Annotated in this window: 18 protein-coding genes; 5 read left to right on the top strand and 13 right to left on the bottom strand. The window is 72.1% G+C overall.

What is annotated here, in order from left to right; genetic code table 11:
• Positions 1-7: 7 nt before the first annotated feature.
• A complete protein-coding gene (locus tag FK498_RS05330; protein ID WP_202614749.1) occupies positions 8-880 on the top strand; it encodes a DUF6772 family protein in 873 nt (290 codons plus the stop codon).
• A gap of 3 nt (positions 881-883) precedes the next feature.
• A complete protein-coding gene (locus FK498_RS05325; protein WP_141852288.1) occupies positions 884-1222 on the top strand; it encodes a hypothetical protein in 339 nt (112 codons plus the stop codon).
• 37 nt (positions 1223-1259) lie between these two features.
• Here FK498_RS05325 and FK498_RS05320 read toward each other — a convergent pair whose 3' ends face one another.
• Together FK498_RS05320 and FK498_RS05315 are read right to left on the bottom strand one after the other, a co-directional pair.
• Positions 1260-2849, bottom strand: a complete 1590-nt coding sequence (locus tag FK498_RS05320; RefSeq protein ID WP_141852286.1) for an ABC transporter substrate-binding protein — start codon at positions 2847-2849, stop codon at positions 1260-1262.
• Positions 2850-2918: 69 nt separating this feature from the next.
• A complete protein-coding gene (locus FK498_RS05315) occupies positions 2919-4304 on the bottom strand; it encodes an amidohydrolase family protein (protein WP_161988322.1) in 1386 nt (461 codons plus the stop codon).
• A gap of 115 nt (positions 4305-4419) precedes the next feature.
• On the opposite strand from FK498_RS05315, the gene FK498_RS05310 reads away from it, so the two are divergent.
• Positions 4420-5898, top strand: a complete 1479-nt coding sequence (locus FK498_RS05310; protein WP_141852282.1) for an amidohydrolase family protein — start codon at positions 4420-4422, stop codon at positions 5896-5898.
• 153 nt (positions 5899-6051) lie between these two features.
• Here the strand turns inward: FK498_RS05310 and pufC are convergent, their stop codons facing one another.
• The 11 genes from pufC to FK498_RS05255 form a co-directional block, all read right to left on the bottom strand.
• Positions 6052-7131, bottom strand: a complete 1080-nt coding sequence (gene pufC, locus FK498_RS05305; protein ID WP_141852280.1) for a photosynthetic reaction center cytochrome PufC — start codon at positions 7129-7131, stop codon at positions 6052-6054.
• Positions 7128-8108 carry a photosynthetic reaction center subunit M gene (gene pufM / locus FK498_RS05300; protein ID WP_141852278.1) on the bottom strand — a complete coding sequence of 327 codons (981 nt, stop codon included), beginning with the start codon at positions 8106-8108 and terminating at the stop codon, positions 7128-7130. The genes pufC and pufM overlap by 4 nt, the downstream gene beginning before the upstream one ends.
• 18 nt (positions 8109-8126) lie before the next feature.
• Entirely contained in the window at positions 8127-8951 is an 825-nt protein-coding gene (gene pufL, locus FK498_RS05295; protein ID WP_141852276.1) for a photosynthetic reaction center subunit L, read from the bottom strand.
• Positions 8952-9059: 108 nt separating this feature from the next.
• Complete coding sequence (gene pufA / locus FK498_RS05290; protein ID WP_141852274.1) at positions 9060-9242, bottom strand: light-harvesting antenna LH1, alpha subunit; 183 nt, start codon at positions 9240-9242, stop codon at positions 9060-9062.
• Positions 9243-9255: 13 nt separating this feature from the next.
• On the bottom strand, positions 9256-9471 hold the full coding sequence (gene pufB, locus FK498_RS05285) for a light-harvesting antenna LH1, beta subunit (RefSeq protein WP_141852272.1): 216 nt from the start codon (positions 9469-9471) through the stop codon (positions 9256-9258).
• 153 nt (positions 9472-9624) lie between these two features.
• A complete protein-coding gene (gene bchZ / locus FK498_RS05280; RefSeq protein WP_141852270.1) occupies positions 9625-11070 on the bottom strand; it encodes a chlorophyllide a reductase subunit Z in 1446 nt (481 codons plus the stop codon).
• Between the two features lie 4 nt (positions 11071-11074).
• Complete coding sequence (bchY, locus tag FK498_RS05275) at positions 11075-12577, bottom strand: chlorophyllide a reductase subunit Y (RefSeq protein ID WP_141852268.1); 1503 nt, start codon at positions 12575-12577, stop codon at positions 11075-11077.
• Positions 12577-13596, bottom strand: coding sequence for a chlorophyllide a reductase iron protein subunit X (locus tag FK498_RS05270; RefSeq protein WP_141852266.1), 1020 nt, complete (start codon positions 13594-13596; stop codon positions 12577-12579). Before FK498_RS05270 ends, bchY begins: the two co-directional genes overlap by 1 nt.
• Complete coding sequence (gene bchC / locus FK498_RS05265; protein WP_141852264.1) at positions 13593-14528, bottom strand: chlorophyll synthesis pathway protein BchC; 936 nt, start codon at positions 14526-14528, stop codon at positions 13593-13595. The genes FK498_RS05270 and bchC overlap by 4 nt, the downstream gene beginning before the upstream one ends.
• A 57-nt stretch (positions 14529-14585) precedes the next feature.
• Positions 14586-15770, bottom strand: a complete 1185-nt coding sequence (locus tag FK498_RS05260; protein ID WP_141852262.1) for a methyltransferase — start codon at positions 15768-15770, stop codon at positions 14586-14588.
• On the bottom strand, positions 15767-16636 hold the full coding sequence (locus tag FK498_RS05255; RefSeq protein WP_141852260.1) for a polyprenyl synthetase family protein: 870 nt from the start codon (positions 16634-16636) through the stop codon (positions 15767-15769). Before FK498_RS05255 ends, FK498_RS05260 begins: the two co-directional genes overlap by 4 nt.
• Before the next feature lie 134 nt (positions 16637-16770).
• Between FK498_RS05255 and crtD the strand changes: the two genes are divergently transcribed.
• Positions 16771-18312: a 1-hydroxycarotenoid 3,4-desaturase CrtD gene (crtD, locus tag FK498_RS05250; protein WP_141852258.1), complete on the top strand. Its 1542-nt coding sequence runs from the start codon at positions 16771-16773 to the stop codon at positions 18310-18312.
• Between the two features lie 26 nt (positions 18313-18338).
• Complete coding sequence (locus tag FK498_RS05245) at positions 18339-19181, top strand: carotenoid 1,2-hydratase (protein WP_237560839.1); 843 nt, start codon at positions 18339-18341, stop codon at positions 19179-19181.
• Positions 19182-19230 lie beyond the last annotated feature (49 nt).

The following is a 19230-nucleotide window of genomic DNA, read 5'->3' as shown; positions in this document are numbered from 1 at the left end:
TCCGACCGTGACCGTCACCCTGCAGGACCTGCGACTCGCCGATCCGCGCCTCAGCCGCTTCGAGCCGATGCGCCGCATCATCTGCTTCGACGACTTCGACCGTGGCTACTGCGGCTGGACGCAGCTCGTCGGCAACTACGAGCACACGCTCGACTCGATGACGCCCTCCTACGCCGCGCACACCCACCCGCAGCTCGCCACCGTCAGCCACTGGGACGCCGGCACGCATGGCGGCGTGGACGGCACCTACGCGCTCAAGATCGCGACCCGGCCAAAGCGCGGCATCCGCTCGACCGCGATCAAGCGCCTGACCTTCCGCCAGGCCGGACCGATCCGGCTGGAGTTCTACTTCACCTTCAAGCCCGAGGCGACGGAGCTGCGCCTCTCCGAGACCGATGTCCGCTCGGTCGGGTTCCTCTACGATCTCCAGACCGGCCACGAGCAGGACGGCCTGCGGGTGATGCCGCATATCCGCTTCCTCAACGCCGAGGACGGCAGGCACATCCAGCGCTGGCAGTACAAGGACGAGACGACGCCGCTGCGCGCGATCGGCACCGAGGGCAAGACCGCGACGCACGACCACCTCGCGCCGTTCGGCTGGAAGGACATTCCGGGCGGCGAGCAGAAGCTCTGCTACAACGAGATTCCGACCAAGATCAACTGGCACTACATGCGCTTCGACTTCGATCTCGCCGCGATGCGCATGATCGAGATGCAGTGCAACGACCGCCGCTACGACCTCGCCGGCATCCCCAGCATCGTCATCCCGGCGATGCGCAATCTCTGGTGCATGCTGAACCTGGTGTTCTTCGCCGAGGCGGAGACCGACAAGCGGGTGTTCCTCTACATCGACAGCGTCTGCCTCTCGGGGGAGTTCTGAGCCGTGCTGCGCGAGAGCCATTCCGCGATCATCGCCCGCAACGAGCGCTGGCAGGGCGAGGCGACGACCGAGCCGTTCGAGGCAGGCTGGGCGTCCGAGGCGGTGTTCTTCCTGCGCGCGCTCGCGGCCGAGGGCCCGACCGGCGAGGGGCGCGCGCATGTGCAGATCTCGCCCGACGGCATCCGCTGGGTGGACGAGGGCACGAGCGCGGCGGTGCCGGATGCGGCCGAGGGCATCGCCGTGCTGCGGGTGGCACATTTCGGTTCCTGGCTGCGCCTGCGCGTCACGCTGCCGGCCGGCGCGACGCTCACGCCGATCGTGACGCTGGCGCTGAAGGCGTGAGCGCCGGACCGGTCCGATCCGGTGCCGCCGCGAGCGGTCAGGTCTTCTCGATGTTCCAGTAGAACAGCGCCGGACCGGGAATCAGGCCCTTCAGCGCGTTCCGGTAGGCGATCACGCTGCGGTACTGGCCGAGCGGGATCGAGCTCACATGCGCGACGTGGAAGCGCTCGAGCTCCGTGCGGATCTGCCGCCGCTTCGCCGCGTCGGTCTCGAATGCCCAGGCGCTCGTCAACTCCGGCACGCGCGGATGGCACGGCCAGCCGAACCACGCATCGTCGCAGTGGCGCGTGAAGATGTTGAGCAGCGGATTAGCGATGCCGGTGAGCGTCGCGTTGGTGACGAAGATGTTCCAGCCGCCCTGGTCCGGTGGCGCCTTGGAGGCACGGCGCTGCACGAGCGTGCTCCAGTCCATCGCGATCAGGTCGACGTTCACGCCGATCTGCTTCAGCGTGTCTGCCGCCACCAGTGCTGCCGGATGCAGGATCGCGTTGTCGGCCGGGTCCATCACCACCACCGGCCGGCCGTCATAACCCGACTCGCGCAGGAGCGCCCGCGCCTTGCCGAGATCGCGCGTCGGCCAGCCGAGCGCGGCGAAGCGGTTGTCCTCCTCGGCAGTGCAGCCGAAGATCGCCGCGCACTCCCGTGAGGGCGTATGGCGCCCGACCACCGCTGCCATGAAGTCGCTCTGGTTGACCGCGGTCTGCACCGCCTTGCGCGCCCTCTGATCGTTGAACGGCGGGTGAAGGTGGTTGATCACCATGAAGAGCTGATAGCCGAGCGGGTCGTTCGGCGCGACCGTGACATCGCGTGAACGCTCGAGCATCGGCACGAGATCGTGCGAGAGCGTCTCGAGCAGATCGAGTTCGCCGGTGAGCAGCCCGTTCGCTGCGGTCGCGGCATCCGGCGTGTAGAGCGACTCGACGCGGTCGACCTTCACCACCTTGCCGCCCGCGGCCTGGCTCGCCGGCTCGGTGCGCGGCACATAGCCCTCGAACTTCTCGTAGACGACCCTGGCGCCAGGGATCCACTCCTCGCGCTTGAAACGGAACGGGCCCGACCCGATCACCTCGGTGATCGCGGTGTTCGCGTCCGTGCGCGCGAGCCGCTCCGGCATCATGAAGGGTACGTTGCTGTCGATCTTGCCGAGCGCGTCGAGCACGAACCCGACGGTGCGCTTCAGCTTCAGTTCGAAGGTGCGCTCGTCGCGTACCTCGATGCTGTCGGTGACAGCCATGAGCGCCCGGCCCATGCCGTCCTTCTGGCCCCAGCGCTGCACCGAGGCGACGCAGTCGGCAGCGCGCACGGGGGCGTTGTCGTGCCAGCGCAGGCCCTCGCGCAGCCGGAAGGTCCAGGTCAGCCCGTCGCCGCTCGTGCCGTACTCGCCGACCATCTGCGGCTGCGGGCGGTTCTGCGCATCGAGTGCGAACAGCGTGTCCCACACCATGTAGGCGTGGTTGCGCGTGATGTAGGCCGTGGTCCAGATCGGATCGAGCGCGCGCAGGTCGCCGATCGGCACGCTGCGGATCACGCGGCGGCGGTCCTGCGCCATCGTCGCGCGGCCGGCGGCGGAGAGCAGCGCCGGCGCGGCGAGACCCGCCTGAAGCATGGTTCGACGGTGCATGGTCATCGGAGCCTCCCTACCTCTGATCCTCAATACGTCAGACTATGACGTGTCGTTCCGCCTGTGAAGACAGCATCAGAACGCGGGCGGAATCCCCGGCAGGATGCGGAGCTCCGGCTTCGCCGCGAAGAGCTCGCCCCAGGCACGGCGCGCGATCCTGTCCGCCTCCTTGACGATCGCCGCCTCGTCGATGGTGCGCACGACACCGTCGCGCATCAGCCAGGCGCCATCGACCATCACGCTCTCGACATCGTGCGGCTGGCCCTGGTGCACGAAGGTCGAGACCGCGCGGATCATCGGCGTCAGGTGCGGCCGGTCGGTGCGCACGATGATCAGGTCGGCCTTGCAGCCCGGCGCGAGGAAGCCCGCATCGTCGAGTCCCATCGCCTGGTAGCCGTTGCGCGTGGCCCAGCGCAGTGCCTGCTCGGGCGTGGGATTGCGGCCGTCCTCGCGGCGGATGCGCTCCATGAACAGGCCCGTGCGCGTCACCTCGACCATGTCCTCGGCCATGTTGTCCGAGCCCATGCCGATCGTGCAGCCCTCCTGCTCCAGCACGGCGACGCGCGGGCTCAGACCGCGCCGCGCGGCGATCGCCGAGTTGAACGACACGGAGACGCGCGCGCGACCGAGCAGTCGCTCCTCTCGGTGGTCCATGCAGCGGCAATGCGCGCAGATCAGGCGGGGGTTCAGGACATCGAGGCTGGCGAGATACTCCGTCGGGAGCATGCCGCGATGCGCCTGCACGGCCGCGACCTCGCCCCAGATCTGGTTCAGATGGATGGTCGCCACCGTGTCGAGCTCCTCCTGCAGCGCGCGCACGCGCCTGAGCAGGCCGGGCGAGCACATGTCGGGCGCCCAGGCGGCGAGGCCGACGCGGATGCGCCCCTGCCCCGCGCCGTGCCACTTTGCGTGCAGATCGGCGATCCGCTCGAGCCCGGCTTCGCCGAGCCTGTCGTCCTGCTCGAACGGGCCCGGATCGCCGATCGAGGCGTTCGCACGGTCCCAGGTGCGCTCGGCGAGCAGCATGCGCAGGCCCGTATCGACCATCTGCGCCGCGTAGCCCGCGATGTTCGTGCCGTCCTCGAGCAGCGCGGTCGTGCCGCAGCGGATCGCCTCGAGCGCGCCGAGTTGGCACATCACGGCGTACTCCTCGGCCGAGAGCTTCGGCAGCGGCAGCGGCGAGAGCCCGCCCGAGAAGGGCGGCTTGTGCGGCGGCGAGAGGTCCTCATAGAGGCCGCGTGCGAGCGTCATGCCGAGATGGGTGTGGATGTTGGCGAAACCGGGAAACACCGCGCGGTTGCGTCCGTCGATCCGCTCCGCGTCGGGGAACGCGCGCGCGACCTCCTCGTCCGGGCCGATCGCGGCGATGCGATCGTCCCGGATCGCGATCGAGACGCCGTGATGCACCGTGCCGGCATCGTCGCAGGTCACGATCGTGGTGGTGTGGATCACCAGGCTCATGCGCGTTCCTCCCCCGGGATGCGGCAGCCGGCAGATTGCTGCGCCCTCGGAAGTGTCGCACCATGCGGCCGTGGGGTGAACCTCCCCCGCGCCGCGCATCACGGAGGCCATCGCGATGCAGACGACACCGACGCTGATCCGCAATGCCGCCTGGGCGGTGCTATGGGACGCGGCGGCGGAGCGCCACGTCTATGGTCGGGACGTCGATATCGTTCTGCGTGACGGCCATGTCGCCGCGATCGCGCCGCATGCGGACGGCCCGGTCGATTCCGACCTGACCGTGATCGACGCACGGCAGATGCTGGCGATGCCGGGCCTCGTCAACGTGCATACGCACCCCACCACCGAGCCCGCCTATCGCGGTGTGCGCGAGGATCACGGCGTACCGGAACAGTACATGAGCGGTCTGTTCGAGCGGCTCCAGGCCTTCCGCCTCGACGTGACGGGCCAGCAGGCCGCCATGCGGCTCGCCTATGCCGAGCTGATGGGCGCGGGCGTCACGGCGGTGGTCGATCTCACCGCGCCGTTCGAGGGCTGGATCGACGTGATGCGCGAGTCCGGCCTGCGGGTGTGGGTCGGGCCGGGCTACGCGAGCGCGCGCTGGGGTATGAGCGCGCCGCAGACCGTCACCTGGACCTGGGACGAGGCGCACGGCAGGACGGGCTTCCGGCGCGCCCAGGCGATCATGGACGAGGCGGAGGCCGATCCCTCCGGCTTGCTGCGCGGCATCGTGTTCCCTGCCCAGATCGACACCGTGGAGGAGGGGTTGCTGCGCGACTCCGCGGCCCTCGCGGCCGAGAGGGGACGGCCCTTCACCACCCACATCGCCCAGGCCGTGATCGAGGTGCAGGAGATGATCCGCCGCCACGGGATGACGCCGATCCAGTGGGCGGCCGCGATCGGCATCCTCTCGCCGCGCGCCATCCTGGGGCATGCGATCTTCATCGACGAGCATCCCTCGATCCGCTGGCATGCGGCGCGCGACCTCGCGCTGATGGCCGAGCACGGCGTGGCGGTCGCGCACTGCCCCTCGCCCTTCGCGCGCTACGGCGAGCATCTGCGCGACTTCGGCCGCTACCGCCGCCGCGGCGTGCGCATGGCGATGGGTACGGATGTCGCTCCGCACAACATCATCGAGGAGATGCGGCTCGCGATTCTGCTCGCACGCAACGCCGCACGCGACCTCGCCGCCGCCGACACGGCGGCGGTGTTCCACGCCGCGACCGTCGGCGGGGCGGATGCGCTCGGCCGGCCGGACATGGGCCGGCTCGCGGTGGGCGCGGCAGCCGACCTGGTGCTGGTCGATCTCGCGCACCCGCTGATGGTCCCGGCGCGCGACCCGCTGCGCTCGCTCGTGTTCCATGCCGCCGACCGCGCGATACGGCACGTCTTCGTGGCCGGCAGACAGGTGCTGGCGGATGGGCGGCCGACGCTCTTGGATGTCGGGGAGGCCGCCGGCATCCTCGCCGAGAGCCAGGCCAGGATGCTGCGCGACGCCGGCCGGCACGACTACCGCGGCCGCAGCGGCGACGCGATCGCCCCGCTCAGCCTAGCGCCGCACCGGTCGCAGACCGGCCCTGGCGGGCGTGCCTGACCGGCGCCACACCATCCGCCGCTCGACCGACGACAGGGAGCCCAGCCTGCGGTCGACGATCGCCGCGGCTGGCGGCAGGCGCCCTGACGCATGCGGTGCGGTGCCGGGGCGACGCCGCCGATCCGTCTGCCGGATGCGTTGCCGAACGGATCGTCAGCGCGCGGCCGAACGGAGCGGACCGAGCGTGACGGCGTTCAGTTCCGGGTAGTCGGCCAGCATCGACCGGCCGAGCAGCGGCTTGTTGGCGCCGAGATGGCAGGTGCCGCAACTCACCTTCCACGGATCGCCGCCCGGGCCGAGGCGCGACTGGGTGGCGTCGCCGCGCTCGGGCGGACCGTGCGGGTTGGCCGCCCAGAGCGGACGCAGGGGCTCGATGTAGTCGTTGTTCACCGCGCGCACCATGCGGATGCCGTGCCAGGCCGTGACGCGCTGCGGCGTCGAGCTCTCCCATTTCCCGAAGTTCTGCGTGTTGTGGCAGAAGGTGCAATTCTGGCCCGTCGCCGCGCTGAAATGGACCATCAGCGCGTAGGTCCACTCCGCGCCCATGATCGTGGCGGGATTGCCATGGGGCAGCGGGCGCGTGCCGGTGACCCGGATGGGGTCGTCGCGCAGCAGGAATGGCGTGAACGGATCGTGCGGCAGCGACGACAGTCCGACCGCCGGCGAGGCGATGTTCTGCCCGGCCGCCGAGGCGGCGATGCCGCGCGTGCGGTGCGGATCGGGATCGGTCGCCCACACCTCCTCCGGGACCGGCCGGCCGCGATGGCAGGTGTAGCAGGTGACGCCGGTCTGGCCGACATGCGCCTGCCACGAGGCGTTGATGGTCCTGGTCATCTGCAGCATCCGCCGCGTGACGACCTTGGTGTAGACCTCGTCCGAGGCGAGGTTCTCGGGGTTGTGGCAGTAGTTGCAGCCCTGCTCGGGCGAGACCCAGGCGGTGATGGCGATCATCAGGCGGGTGAAGGCATTGGCGTCGAGGTCGCCCAGCACCTGGACGTTCTCGTAGACCTCCGAGGCCTTCTGTCCCGCCGCGTCGACCGGCGGCGTGGGCTCGGGCACGGCGTGGCGCGGCGCACGCGCCGCGAGCGCGCGCGGGTTGGCGACCAGCTCCATCGCCGTGCCGCGCTGGCCCACCTGCACCACGTTCACGGGCGGTCGTTCGAAGCTCGTGACGACGACGATCACGCCGAGCGCGCCGAGGACGGCGAGCACGATCTTCAGGGTGAAGCTCATCGCATCGCTCCTGCGGCTGCGGCCGGGTCGGCCATTCCGGGGACGATCGGGTCGTACATCGGCGCGAAGCCGTGCTTCACCGCCCAGAGGTACCAGTTGTCCACCACCGTGCCGGTGAGCAGGATGCCGATGCCTCCGGTGAGCGGGCAGAGCACCGCGAACCACCAGGCCCAGCGATGGATGCTCTCCATCGTCGCGTTGAAGCCCATGGTCCAGCGCCAGAACAGCGCCGCCCGCTCGGCCGCCGTGCCGCGATCCAGCGTCTGCTCGATCTCGCGCTCGCCGCCGTAGCGCGACACCGCCAGGATGGTCGCGCCGTGCATCGCGAACAGCAGGGTCGAGCCGTAGAGGAAGACGATCGAGAGGGCGTGGAACGGGTTGTAGAAGAGGTTGCCGTAGCGGATCGAGAACGCCGCCGTCCAGTCGAGATGGGGGAAGATGCCGAACGGCACCGCCTCCGACCAGCTGCCCATCAGGAGCGGCCGGATGAAGCCCAGCACCAGGTAGAGCCAGATCGCCGCGGCGAAGGCCCAGGCGACATGCGTGCCCATGCCGAGCTGGCGGGCGCGGCGATAGGTGCGCACCCACCACAGCAGGATCGAGGCCGTCAGGAAGAAGCCCGCGAACAGCCACCACCCGCCGTCATGCATCGGCGGCAGCCTGAGCCCGTAATGCGCCGGGGGCGGCTCGAGCCCGAGCCAGAAGAGCTGGCGGACGAACTGCACCGGATCCCAGCCGACCGAGGCCCACATGTTGAGCCCGATCGTGACGAAGGCGACCGTGAAGCAGACGATCGACAGGCTGCCCAGCCAGCCGAGATAGATCGGGCCGAGCTGGGCATCGCCGATCTTGCCGAGCACGCGCTGGAAGCTTGCCGCGCCCGTGCGCGGCGAGTCGCCCTTCGGCAGGGGCACGCCCGGATAGGGCGCGGGGCCGTGCACGATCACCCGGGTGAAGATGTTCTGGTATTCGGCCATCGGTGTCGCTCCCGTGCCTTACGACCAGATCGGAAGGTTGAGCCACCAGCCCCACCATTCCGGCCAGCCGCGGGTCCAGAACGGACCCGAGATGACGATGCAGACCGCGCTCCAGAACCCGGCCGAGAGCGCCAGGAACAGGCCGAGGCGATGGATCCCCAGCGTGCCGATCGAGTAGCCGATCAGGTCGCGGAAGAAGGTGTTCTCGTGCTCGGGCGTCTTCACCGGCTCGCCCTTCGGCGGGTTGAGCGCCGAGAGCACGAGCGCGCCGTGCAGGCTGAGCGCCAGCGTCGTCGCGAAGAAGAACGACACGGCGATCATGTGCGCCGGGTTGTAGTGGAAGTGCAGGTACTGGTAGCCGACGTTCGAGACCCAATCGAGATGGCTGAAGATGCCGTAGGGGAAGCCGTGGCCCCAGGCGCCCAGCAGCAGCGGCCGGATCACCACCAGCGTGATGTAGGCGAACACGGCCACACCGTAGGCCACGGGGATGTGGTAGCCCATGCCGAGCTTGCGGCTGATCTCCGCCTGGCGCAGCGCCCAGGAGACGAAGGCGCCGATCGCGCAGATGGTGATGAGCTGCCACAGCCCGCCCTCCTTGATCGGCGCGAAGGCGAGGCCGTATTTCAGGTCGGGCGGCGCGATGTTGATCGTCCAGACGTTGAACGTGCCCTGCAGCGCCGCCCCGTACAGGATCAGCAGCGTGCCGAGCACGGTGAAGAAGACGGTCGTGACGCCGAAGAATCCGACGTAGAACGGCCCGACCCAGAAGTCGAAGAGATCGCCCCCGACCAGGGTCCCTCCGCGGACCCGGTACTTCTTCTCGAAGCTCAGCATCGCCATGGTGCGTTTCCCTTGCCTCGTCGCGCGCGGATCGGACCGGCGGCGCGATGCCGGCGACGGGCGGGTCCGGCGCGAGCGCCTCGCCCGCCCGTCAACCGGCGTTCACCCCTAGGTCGGCAGCACGAGGGAGGTGTCGTAGGACACCGCCGCCGTGCGGCGCGGCCCGTCCAGCCAGTTGAACCTGTCGGTGCTGAGCAGGATGAAGTGGATCAGCAGCGCCAGGACCAGCAGGAACACGCCGAGCGCGACCAGCACCCGGCGCGGATCGAAGATCAACCAGATTCGCCACATGTCGGGACCCTCCCTAGGTCAGGTAGGACGCGACGGTGGCGGCACCGTCGATCAGCGACTGCCGCCACCCGCCGACGGGTGGCAGCCAGGGGCGCCACATCCAGACGAGGATGTGGGCGATGACGGCGACGACCGTGAAGATGACGAAGCTCGAGACGAAGACGCCGTGGAACTCCTTCGCCTCGTGTTCCGTCAGCCCCGACAGCGAGCCGTCGGTTCGATCAGCCATTGCGGTACCTCTTGGCTGATGGCCTTGCGGCCGTTACCGCGCTAGTCCCGCGCGGCGGGGATCGGAACGGTGGGGCGCACCGTCGCCGATCGGTGATCCGCTGCGGAGCGCGCTCGGTCCCGCTCCGCAGCTGGAAGGGGGGCGGGGGGCCGCTCATGCCGGCACCCCCTGAAGCTGGTCGGCGAGCGCGCGCGCCGCACGCTCGACCGTCACGCGCGTCTCGCCCGCCTCGCGCGCGGCGCGCTCGATCCGCTCGCGCAGCCGCTTGGCCGCGGAGATGCGCACCAGGAACGGCTCGTTCTCGAGGTGCAGTTCGAGCAGCGCGCGCGCCTCGTCGTCCCAGGGCTGGCTCGCGCGCGCCGGGGTCGGCTCGATCCGGTCGAGATCGGTCCCCAGCGGCAGGATGTGGAACAGCGCATCGAACAGCGCGTTGCAGTACTCCTGCAGGATGTAGGTGGCGCCGGCATAGCCCATGAAGGGCGTGCCGGTGGCGCGGCGGATGATCGCGCCGGGGAACGAGGCCGGGATGTAGATCGCGCGCGACTTCAGCTCGGCGGCGTACATGCGCTCGTTGTAGGAACCGAACAGCACCAGCGGCGGGGTCTTGCGCAGCGCCTCGCGCACGGCGGCGTTGTCGGGCTTCTGCCCCGGCCTGCGCGCGAAGGCGAAGGCGCAGGGGATGCCCATCTCGTCCTCGAGGAAGCGCTTCAGCCCGCGCGTGTAGGTCTCGGAGGCGACCACCGCGAAGGAGGCGGAGGCGAAGAAGTCCTGGGTGACGCTGCGCCAGAGATCCCAGATCGGCTTGATCGTGGTGTGCTTCTCGCGCGCGATGAAGGGCTCGGGATCGACGCCCACCAGCTCGCCCAGCGTGCGCAGGAAGTTGGTGGTGGCGAACAGGCCGATCGGCGCCTGCAGATACGGCCGGTCCAGCGCCTCGCAGAGCTTGCGGCCGAACTCGCGGTAGAGGCAGATGTTCACGTCGGCGTCCGCGAGGCGCGGGATCTCGTCGAGATGCGCCCCCAGCGGGAACACCATGTTCACCTCGCAGCCGATCCCCTCGACGAGGCGGCGGATCTCGGCGAGATCGGAGGGCATGTTGAAGGTGCCGTAGATCGGGCCGATGATGTTGACGCGCGGCTTGGCCCCTTCCGCGCGCGCCTTGCGCACCTTCGGCTTCTTCAGCCCGAACTCGGTCCAGAGCCAGTAGATCGCGCGGTCGGCGGCCTGCCACTGGTCCTCGTCGATGGTGCGCGGGATGAACCGCTTCAGGCTCGACCCCTCGGGCGTGACGCCGCCGCCGATCATCTCGGCGATCGAGCCGGTGACGACGACGGAGGGCAGCTCGACATCGCCCGTGCCGTCGGCGCGCTTGAGGAGCCGCTCGGTGCCGTCCTGCGACAGCGCGTCCTCGTCGAGGCCGGTCACGACGATCGGCAGCTCGTGCGGCGGCAGCGCGTCGGTGTAGTGCAGCACGGCGGTGACGGGCAGGTTCTCGCAGCCGACCGGGCCGTCGATCACCACGCGCAGGCCGCGCACCGCGGTGAAGGCGTAGACGCAGCCCCAGTAGCCGCCGGCGCGATCGTGGTCGAGGACGAGCATGGCGTTACGTCCCCACCGCCTCTTCGGCCTTGGCGCGCGCGGCGCGCAGGCGCTTCTGCCGCTCGCGGAAGCCTGGCGGCTCGGCGGGAATGTCGGTCCAGCCATAGCCGGGCCCGGCCGCCGTGCCGACGCCCTCGTAGAACGACACCATGCGGCGGAAGCGCTCGGCCCCGCGCGTCTGCGCCGCGACGATCCCGGCGATCGAGGCGGCGCCGGCGGGGCCGAACAGCGGCCGGGCAGAGACCATGTTGGTGAAGTAGAGCGCGGGGATCGCCGCCTCCTTCGCCTTCTGCACCACCGGCGTGGTGCCGAGCGCGAGATCGGGCCGCACCTCCAGCATCGCCGCGATGTCCTGCTCGAGGGAGGCGCGGTACTGGACGTGCACGCCGCGCGATTCCAGCCAGACGCGGTCGGCATCCGACCATTCCGTGCGCGGACAGGCCGTGCCGACATAGGGCACGCGCGCGCCGGCCTCGACCAGCAGCCGCGCCACCAGGAGCTCCGAGCCCTCGTAGCCGGAGACCGTGACGGTGGCGTCGATCGGCGCGGCCTTGAGCGCCTGCGCGATCGCCGGCAGCGCCTTCGCCTTGGCCAGCCCGATGCGCTCGCCGCCCGCCCCGGCCGCCGCGCCGATCTCCTCCAGCCAGGCGGCGGTGCCCTCGACACCGACGGGACCAGAGCCCACCACCGGCCGGCCTGCCGCGCGGAACTCCCGCACCGAGGCGACGTAGAACGGATGCAGCGCGGCCACCGCGACGCAGTCGAGCGCGCCGTAGAGGTCGCGCCACTCGCGCGCGGGCGTGGCCGGCCCGACCGCGAGCCCCATCGGTGCGATGAGCCCGCCGATGCCGACCGGATCGGCCGGGAACAGCTCGCCGATCAGCGACACGGTCGGCAGATCGGCCTGCTCGCGCGGCCGCGCCACCGGGCCCGCCTCGGCCTCGCCGCGCGCATAGGCCAGCATCGCGCCGGCCAGCACGTCCTTCGCCTCGGCATGGGTCGGCACGCCGAAGCCCGGCACGTCGATGCCGATGATGCGCACGCCGTTGATCTGCTTCGGCAGCAGATCGAGCGGCACGCCCGAGGCCGTCGGCACGCAGAGATTGGTGACCACCACCGCGTCCACCGCTTCGGGGTCGGCCGCCCTGTGCACGGCCTCGCGGATGTCCTCGAACAGCTTGCCGGTGACGAGGGTTTCGCTGTTGAACGGCACGTAGCCCACGGTGCGGCGCGCGCCGTAGAAGTGGCTGGTGAAGGTTAGGCCATAGACGCAGCAGGCCGACCCCGAAAGGATGGTCGCCACGCGGCGCATGCGCAGGCCCACGCGCAAGGAGCCGAAGGCCGGGCACATCGACTGCGGCTGGTCGTGCGGCCCGCGCGGATAGTCGGCGGCGAGGCGATCGAGTGTCGCGCTCTTGCCGGCCTCGCGCGCCGCTTCGCGCATCGTCTCGCGGCCGCCGTGGCAGCCCCCGGCCTCCGGCACCGGACGGGGCGCGCCGCCGTCCATCACACGCCCTCGTAGACCACTTCGAGGGAGGGCTTCTCGACCAGATCGGCGGCGCACATGTCCTCGATCGTCGCCGGGTCGAGCACCACGTCGCGCCCCACCGTCTCGCCGCTGAAGAGCCCGAGCAGCTCCTCCTGGGAGAGCGGCTTCGGCCGCACCGGCGGTGCCTCGGCCACCTGCGTGCCGAGCGCCTCGAACAGCGGGCCCCAGCGCCCGCCGGGCTTGCCGATGATCTCGTAGTTGGCGCTCTTGCGGCGGATGTCCTCGTCGGCCGGGATCGCGGCGAGCACGGGGATGCCCGCGCGCGCGGCGAAGGCCGCGGCCTCGCCGGTGCCGTCGTCCTTGTTGATGACGATGCCCGCGACGCCGACATTGCCGCCGAGCTTGCGGAAATACTCCACCGCCGAGCAGACATTGTTGGCGACGTAGAGCGACTGCAGGTCGTTCGAGCCGACGATGATCACCTTCTGGCACATGTCGCGCGCGATCGGCAGGCCGAAGCCGCCGCACACCACGTCGCCCAGGAAGTCGAGCAGCACGAAGTCGAAGTCCCAGCGGTGGAAGCCGAGCTTCTCGAGCAGCTCGAAGCCGTGGATGATGCCCCTGCCGCCGCAGCCGCGGCCGACCTCCGGCCCGCCCAGCTCCATCGCGAACACGCCGTCGCGCTTGAAGCAGACGTCGCCGATCTTCACCTCCTCGCCGGCGGCCTTCCTCCTCGACGAGGTCTCGATGATGGTGGGGCAGGACTTGCCGCCGAACAGCAGGCTGGTGGTGTCGGACTTGGGATCGCAGCCGATCAGCAGCACACGCTTGCCCTGCTGCGCCATCATGTAGCTGAGGTTCGCCAGCGTGAACGACTTGCCGATCCCGCCCTTGCCGTAGATCGCGATGATCTGCGTCCGTTTCGTGGGCGGCGCGGTGGCGGGCGGGGGCGGATCGATCGCGGCTTCGGCGCGCAAGGCCTCGGTCCGGCTCTGCTGCGGCGAGGGCACGGCCCTGCCGGTCGGGATGACGGTCATTGGACCTCCCTCCAATCCAGCACCATCTTGAGACAGGCCGGATCCGTGAATGCGGTGCGATAGGCGGCCTCCGCATCGCGCGCCGGCGCGCGATGCGTGATCAGCCCGTCGAGCGCGAGCCGGCGCGCGGCGATCAGCGCGCCGACCGCGGCGAGGTCGGCCGGTTTCCATTCCGCCGCCACGCGCAGCCGCGCCTCGCGCATGAAGGCGGGCGGGAAGGCGAAGGACAGCCGGTCGCCGTAGAAGCCGGCGAGCACGATCTCGCCGCCGGGCGCGAGGCGCGCGATCAGCGCATCGAGGATCGCGGCGTCGCCCGAGACTTCGGCGACCAGACGGTAGTCCCTGCGGGTGTCCTCGGCGGGATCGCGCACGGTGTAGCCGTGCGCGCCACCGCGTCGGGCGGCGTTCGTTTCCCACACCACCGGCGCGGCGCCGGCCGCGACCGCGAGCCGCGCCATCAGCCGCCCCAGCACGCCATGGCCGACGATGAGGTCGGGCTGCGGACCGTCCGCCGGGAAGGCGTGGTGCGCGGTGGCGGCGAGGGCGATGAGCACGCCGCGATCGCCGAGCCCGGCATCGATCGGGACGACGCGCGGCCCCGGCGCCACCAGCCGCGCGGCGGCGCCCCCGAACAGGCCGCGGGCGTTGCGGAACCCGGTCGATCCGGGCACGAAGACCGTCTCGCCAACGGATCGTCCTGAGGCCGGACCGGCCGCGGCGATGCGGCCGACCGACTCGTAGCCGGGAACCAGGGGATATCCCATGCCGGGGAAGGGCGGCATCCGCCCAGACCAGAGCAGACGTTCGGTGCCGGTGCTGATGCCGCTCCAGGAGACGTCGACGACCACATCGGCCTCGCCGGGCTCGGCGAGTTCCAGCCGGCCCAAGGCCAGACGCTGCGGTTCCTTCATCAGCACGGCGACGGTGTCCATCAGGGACTCCACGCGTCTGCCTCCCCGCGTGTCAGTCTAGCTTGACGATGATGTAGGTCAAGCATGATTGACACTCGTTCCCGGAGGCCCCGGTGACCGCGCGACCAGCACGCGGACCAGCAGGGGCGTGGGGGTGCGTACCAGGCGCGGCGCGACGAATCCCGCCTCCGTCAGCATCTCCGCCAGGCGCGCGGCCGTGCGCGGCCGGCCGCGACCCATCGCCAGGAGGTAGAGGCCGAAATACGCCTCGCCGATCGGCCCGGCGCCGCGCGTGCCGGACATCGGCTCGGCCAGGATGAGCGTGCCCCCGGGCGGGAGCGCCCGGCGCGCGGCGGCCAGCAGCGTGCGCACGGTCGCATCGTCGTGGTCGTGCACGACGCGCACGAGCGAGAGCGCGTCGGCGCCCTCGGGCAGCGGATCGCGGCGGAAATCCCCGCCCGTCACCGCGACCGCGAGCCCGGCCGCGGCGAGCCGGCCGCGCGCCCGCGCCGCCACCGCCGGCAGGTCGAAGAGCTTCAGCCCGAGCGCCGGGTAGCGCGCCGCCACGGCCTCGAGGAACGCCCCCTCGCCGCCGCCGACATCGAGCAGGCAGCGGAACCGGTCGAAGCGCACGGCCGCCAGCACCTCGGCCGCGACCATCGGCTGCGAGGCGGCCATCAGCGCCGAATACGCGGCGACCGAGTCCGCGCCGAGCGCCGCCGGGTCGGCCGCGCCGGCATAGGGCCAGTAGGCGGCGACCGCCTCGCCGCGGCCGGCGCGCAGGAGCGCCACCGGATCGGCGAGGTCGCGGTAGAGCGCCTCGTGATGCCGCACCATCGCCGCGATCCCCGGCTCGCCCGCGATCACGGCGCCGAGCGGCCCGAGCCCGTAGCGATCGCCCTCGCGCCGGGCGAGCAGCCTGAGGGACACCGCGGCGTCGAGCAGCCGGCGCGCCGTCTCCTCCGCGAGGTCGAGCCGCGCGGCGAGCGCGTCCGCCGCCAGCGGTCCGGTGCGCAGCAGCGCGAACAGCTCGAGCCGCACGCAGGCGGCCAGCACCTGGGAGTAGACGAAGCCGGCGCAGAGATCGAACAGCGCCCGCGTCTCGCGCCGGGCGATGCGCCGCGCCAGCGGCAGGCGGAGCGCCAGGCGGCGGAACCCGGCCGAGCCGAGCAGCCGGTCGCGCAGGTCGAGCGCCCGCTCGCGCCAGGCCGCGAAGGCGAAGCCAGGCAGGACCCCCGCCGTCAGGGCGGCCTCCGCGGTCACGCGGCCGAGAGGGCGAGCGATTTCGGCACCAGCCGGCGCGCCTCGAACAGGATCAGCGCCTCCAGCGCCTCGCGGCCGGGGCAGTCGGGAATGGCGGCCGCGGCCTCGCCGACCAGATCCTCGAGGTGGCGCACCGCCGCCGGGATGCCGAGCGTCAGGGCCGCGCTCGGCCGGCCGAGCACGGCATCCCGGCCGGTGGTCTTGCCGGCCTCCTCGTCGTCGGCGGCGGCGTCGCGCAGGTCGTCGGCGACCTGGTAGGCCTCGCCCAGCTTCTCGCCGACCGCGCGCCAGGGTGCCGCCGGCACGCCCGCGGCGGCCGCCCCCGCCATGCAGGCGGCGGCGAACAGCGAGCCCGTCTTGGCGCGCTGGTAGGCGCCGAGATCGACGCGCGGCTCGCACTCCCACGCTTGCCCGGCGGCGATCCCGAACGGCATCCCCACCGCGTCGCCGATGATGCCGAGCAGGCCGACCAGGCGCGAAGGCTCGGCCGTGCCGGCGCGGGCCAGCGCCTGGAACGCGAGCACGATCAGCGCATCGCCCGCCAGCACCGCGAGCGGCTCGCCGAAGGCCAGATGCAGCGCCGGCCTGCCGCGCCGGGTCGCGGCGTCGTCGAAACACGGCAGGTCGTCATGCGCCAGCGAGGCGCAGTGCAGGAGCTCGATCGCGGCGGCTGCGCCATCGGTGAGTTCGGGGACGTCCTCGCCGCAGGCCATGGCGACCGCGAGGCAGAGCCGCGGGCGGACGCGCGCGCCGCGCGGGAAGACGGCGTAGCGCATCGCCTCGGCCAGCCGCGGCGGCCGGCCGGGGGCTTCGGCGATGGCAAGCGCGGCGGTGAGTGCCTTCTCGATGCGGCCGATCGCGTCCATGTCCCGTTCCTCCCGGACCGGACACGCTCTCGGCCGTGCCCGGCCCCGCGACTGTAAAGCGTGATTGTCGGTCCAAACTGTCATTGATCATTGACAGTCGTGTCAACCACAATCGGACCCGGAGGACAACGCGCGTGCGGAACGACCGGGTGGTGGTGATCGGCGCCGGGATCGGCGGACTGGTGGCGGCGCTGCTGCTCGCCGCACGCGGGCTGGCCGTCACGGTGCTGGACCGCAGCGCGGCCCCCGGGGGCAAGATGCGCGCGGTGACGGTGGGCGGGGCGCGGATCGATGCCGGCCCGACCGTGTTCACCCTGCGCCGGGTGCTGGACGAGATCCTGGCCGAGGCGGGGGCGCGGCTGGACGACCACCTGACCCTGCGCCCGGCCGGCCTGCTCGCCCGCCACGCCTGGGACGACGGCGCGACCCTCGACCTGTTCGCCGATCCCGACCGGTCGGCCGACGCGATCGGGAGGTTCGCGGGCGCGGCCGGGGCGGCGGGCTACCGCGCCTTCTGCGCGCGCGCCCGGGCGGTCTGTCGCACCCTCGAGCACGCCTTCCTGCGCGGCTCCCGCCCCTCGCCCGTCGCGCTGGTGGCGCGCGCCGGCGTGGGCGGCGTGCGCGACCTGCTCGGCGCCTCGCCCTTCGCCCGGCTCTGGGACGCGCTCGGCGAGCACTTCGCCGATCCGCGGCTCCGGCAGCTCTTCGGCCGCTACGCCACCTACAGCGGCTCCTCGCCCTTCGCCGCGCCGGCCACGCTGATGCTGATCGCCCAGGTCGAGCAGGCGGGCGTGTGGCTGGTCGAGGGCGGGATGCACCGCCTGGCGCGCACCCTCGCCTCCCTCGCCGAGGCGCGCGGGGCGACGTTCCGCTACCGTGCCGAGGTCGCCGAGATCCTGGCCGAGCGCGGCCGCGCGGCCGGCGTGCGGCTGGCCTCGGGCGAGCGCATCGACGCAGACGCCGTGGTCTGCAATGCCGATGTCGCAGCCCTCGCCGCCGGGCTGTTCGGCGAGGCGGCGCGCCGGGCCGTGCCCGACCAGCGCGATGCGGTCCGCTCGCTCTCGGCCGTCACCTGGTGCCTGCACGCCCCCGCCGCCGGCTTCCCGCTCGCCCACCACACGGTGTTCTTCGCGCGCGACTACGCGGCCGAGTTCGCGGCGATCTTCCGCCGCCGGGCCCTGCCGGCCGAGCCCACCGTCTATGTCTGCGCGCAGGACCGCAGCGACGACGGCACGGCCGCGCCGGCCGGGCCGGAGCGGCTGCTCGTGCTCGTCAACGCCCCGCCCACCGGCGATGCCGCCGCCCCGACCCCGCAGGAGATCGCGTCATGCGAACAGGCAACCTTCGCGCGTCTCGCGCGCCATGGTCTGGTGGTGGAGCGCACGGCCGACCGGATGGCGATGACGACGCCGCGCGACTTCGCGGCGATGTTCCCGGCCACGGGCGGGGCGCTCTACGGCCGGGCGATGCATGGCTGGCAGGCCGCCTTCCGCCGGCCGGGGGCGCGGACGCGCCTGCCGGGCCTGGCGCTGGCGGGGGGCAGCGTGCATCCGGGCCCGGGCGTGCCGATGGCGGCGCTGTCGGGACGGTTGGCGGCGGCGGCGGTGCTCTCGGACCTCGCTTCGATGCACCGGTCCCGCCGGGCGGCTATGCCTGGTGGTATGTCGATGCGCTGAGCGACGACGGCCGCCACGGGCTGGTGGTGATCGCCTTCGTGGGCTCGGTGTTCTCGCCCTACTACGCCTGGGCGCGCGGCCGGGGCGAGGCGCGGGCCGAGGACCATGCGGCGCTCAACGTCGCGCTCTACGGGCCGCGCGCGCGCTGGGCGATGACCGAACGCGGGGCGGGCGCGCTCGCGCGCACGGCGGATCGTTTCGTGCTCGCGCGCAGCGCGCTCGCCTGGGACGGCACGGCGCTCACGATCGCGATCGACGAGGTCGCCGTGCCGCTGCCGCAACGGCTGCGCGGACGCGTGCGGCTGTTCCCCGCCGCGCTCGCCGGCCACGCCGAGGCGCTGGACGGGCCCGGACGGCACCGCTGGCAGCCGATCGCGCCGGTGGCGCGCGTCGAGGTGGCCTTCGCCGACCCGGCCCTCGCCTGGACCGGCCACGGCTACTGGGACGCCAATGCGGGGGTCGAGCCGCTGGAGGACGGCTTCGCGCACTGGACCTGGAGCCGCGCCCCGGTCGGATCGGGCGCGGCGGTGCTCTACGATGCGGTCCGCCGCGACGGCTCGGCGGTCTCGCTCGCGCTCCGTTTCGCCGCCGACGGCCGGGCGGAGCGGATGCCGCCGCCGCCGGAGGTGGGGCTGCCCGCCACGCTCTGGCGCCTCAGGCGGACCACGCGCGCCGATCCCGGCGCCGCGCCGCGCGTGCTCGCACCCCTCGAGGACGCGCCGTTCTACGCCCGCGCCACGCTCGCGACACGGCTCTGCGGCGAGCACACCACCGCGGTGCACGAGAGCCTCTCGCTCGACCGCTTCCGCGCGGGCTGGGTCAAGGCGCTGCTGCCCTTCCGCATGCCGCGCCGGCGCGGGCCGCGCTGACCGCGCGCCCCGGCACCCGGCCCCGGCACGTCGTCACGCGGTCGGGCGC

It is taken from the genome of Elioraea sp. Yellowstone (assembly GCF_006704265.1).
Taxonomy (GTDB): Bacteria; Pseudomonadota; Alphaproteobacteria; order Acetobacterales; family Acetobacteraceae; genus Elioraea.
The sequence above is the reverse complement of the archived record's forward strand: the minus strand, read 5'-3'. Positions and strand labels throughout refer to the sequence as shown.

Excerpts from the sequence above, each read along its gene's own strand:
- FK498_RS05320 (WP_141852286.1), bottom strand. The coding sequence starts at position 2,849 with ATGACCATGCACCGTCGAACCATGCTTCAGGCGGGTCTCGCCGCGCCG.
- FK498_RS05315 (WP_161988322.1), bottom strand. The coding sequence starts at position 4,304 with ATGAGCCTGGTGATCCACACCACCACGATCGTGACCTGCGACGATGCC.
- FK498_RS05310 (WP_141852282.1), top strand. The coding sequence starts at position 4,420 with ATGCAGACGACACCGACGCTGATCCGCAATGCCGCCTGGGCGGTGCTA.
- pufC (WP_141852280.1), bottom strand. The coding sequence starts at position 7,131 with ATGAGCTTCACCCTGAAGATCGTGCTCGCCGTCCTCGGCGCGCTCGGC.
- pufM (WP_141852278.1), bottom strand. The coding sequence starts at position 8,108 with ATGGCCGAATACCAGAACATCTTCACCCGGGTGATCGTGCACGGCCCC.
- pufL (WP_141852276.1), bottom strand. The coding sequence starts at position 8,951 with ATGGCGATGCTGAGCTTCGAGAAGAAGTACCGGGTCCGCGGAGGGACC.
- pufA (WP_141852274.1), bottom strand. The coding sequence starts at position 9,242 with ATGTGGCGAATCTGGTTGATCTTCGATCCGCGCCGGGTGCTGGTCGCG.
- pufB (WP_141852272.1), bottom strand. The coding sequence starts at position 9,471 with ATGGCTGATCGAACCGACGGCTCGCTGTCGGGGCTGACGGAACACGAG.
- bchZ (WP_141852270.1), bottom strand. The coding sequence starts at position 11,070 with ATGCTCGTCCTCGACCACGATCGCGCCGGCGGCTACTGGGGCTGCGTC.
- bchY (WP_141852268.1), bottom strand. The coding sequence starts at position 12,577 with ATGGACGGCGGCGCGCCCCGTCCGGTGCCGGAGGCCGGGGGCTGCCAC.
- FK498_RS05270 (WP_141852266.1), bottom strand. The coding sequence starts at position 13,596 with ATGACCGTCATCCCGACCGGCAGGGCCGTGCCCTCGCCGCAGCAGAGC.
- bchC (WP_141852264.1), bottom strand. The coding sequence starts at position 14,528 with ATGGACACCGTCGCCGTGCTGATGAAGGAACCGCAGCGTCTGGCCTTG.
- FK498_RS05255 (WP_141852260.1), bottom strand. The coding sequence starts at position 16,636 with ATGGACGCGATCGGCCGCATCGAGAAGGCACTCACCGCCGCGCTTGCC.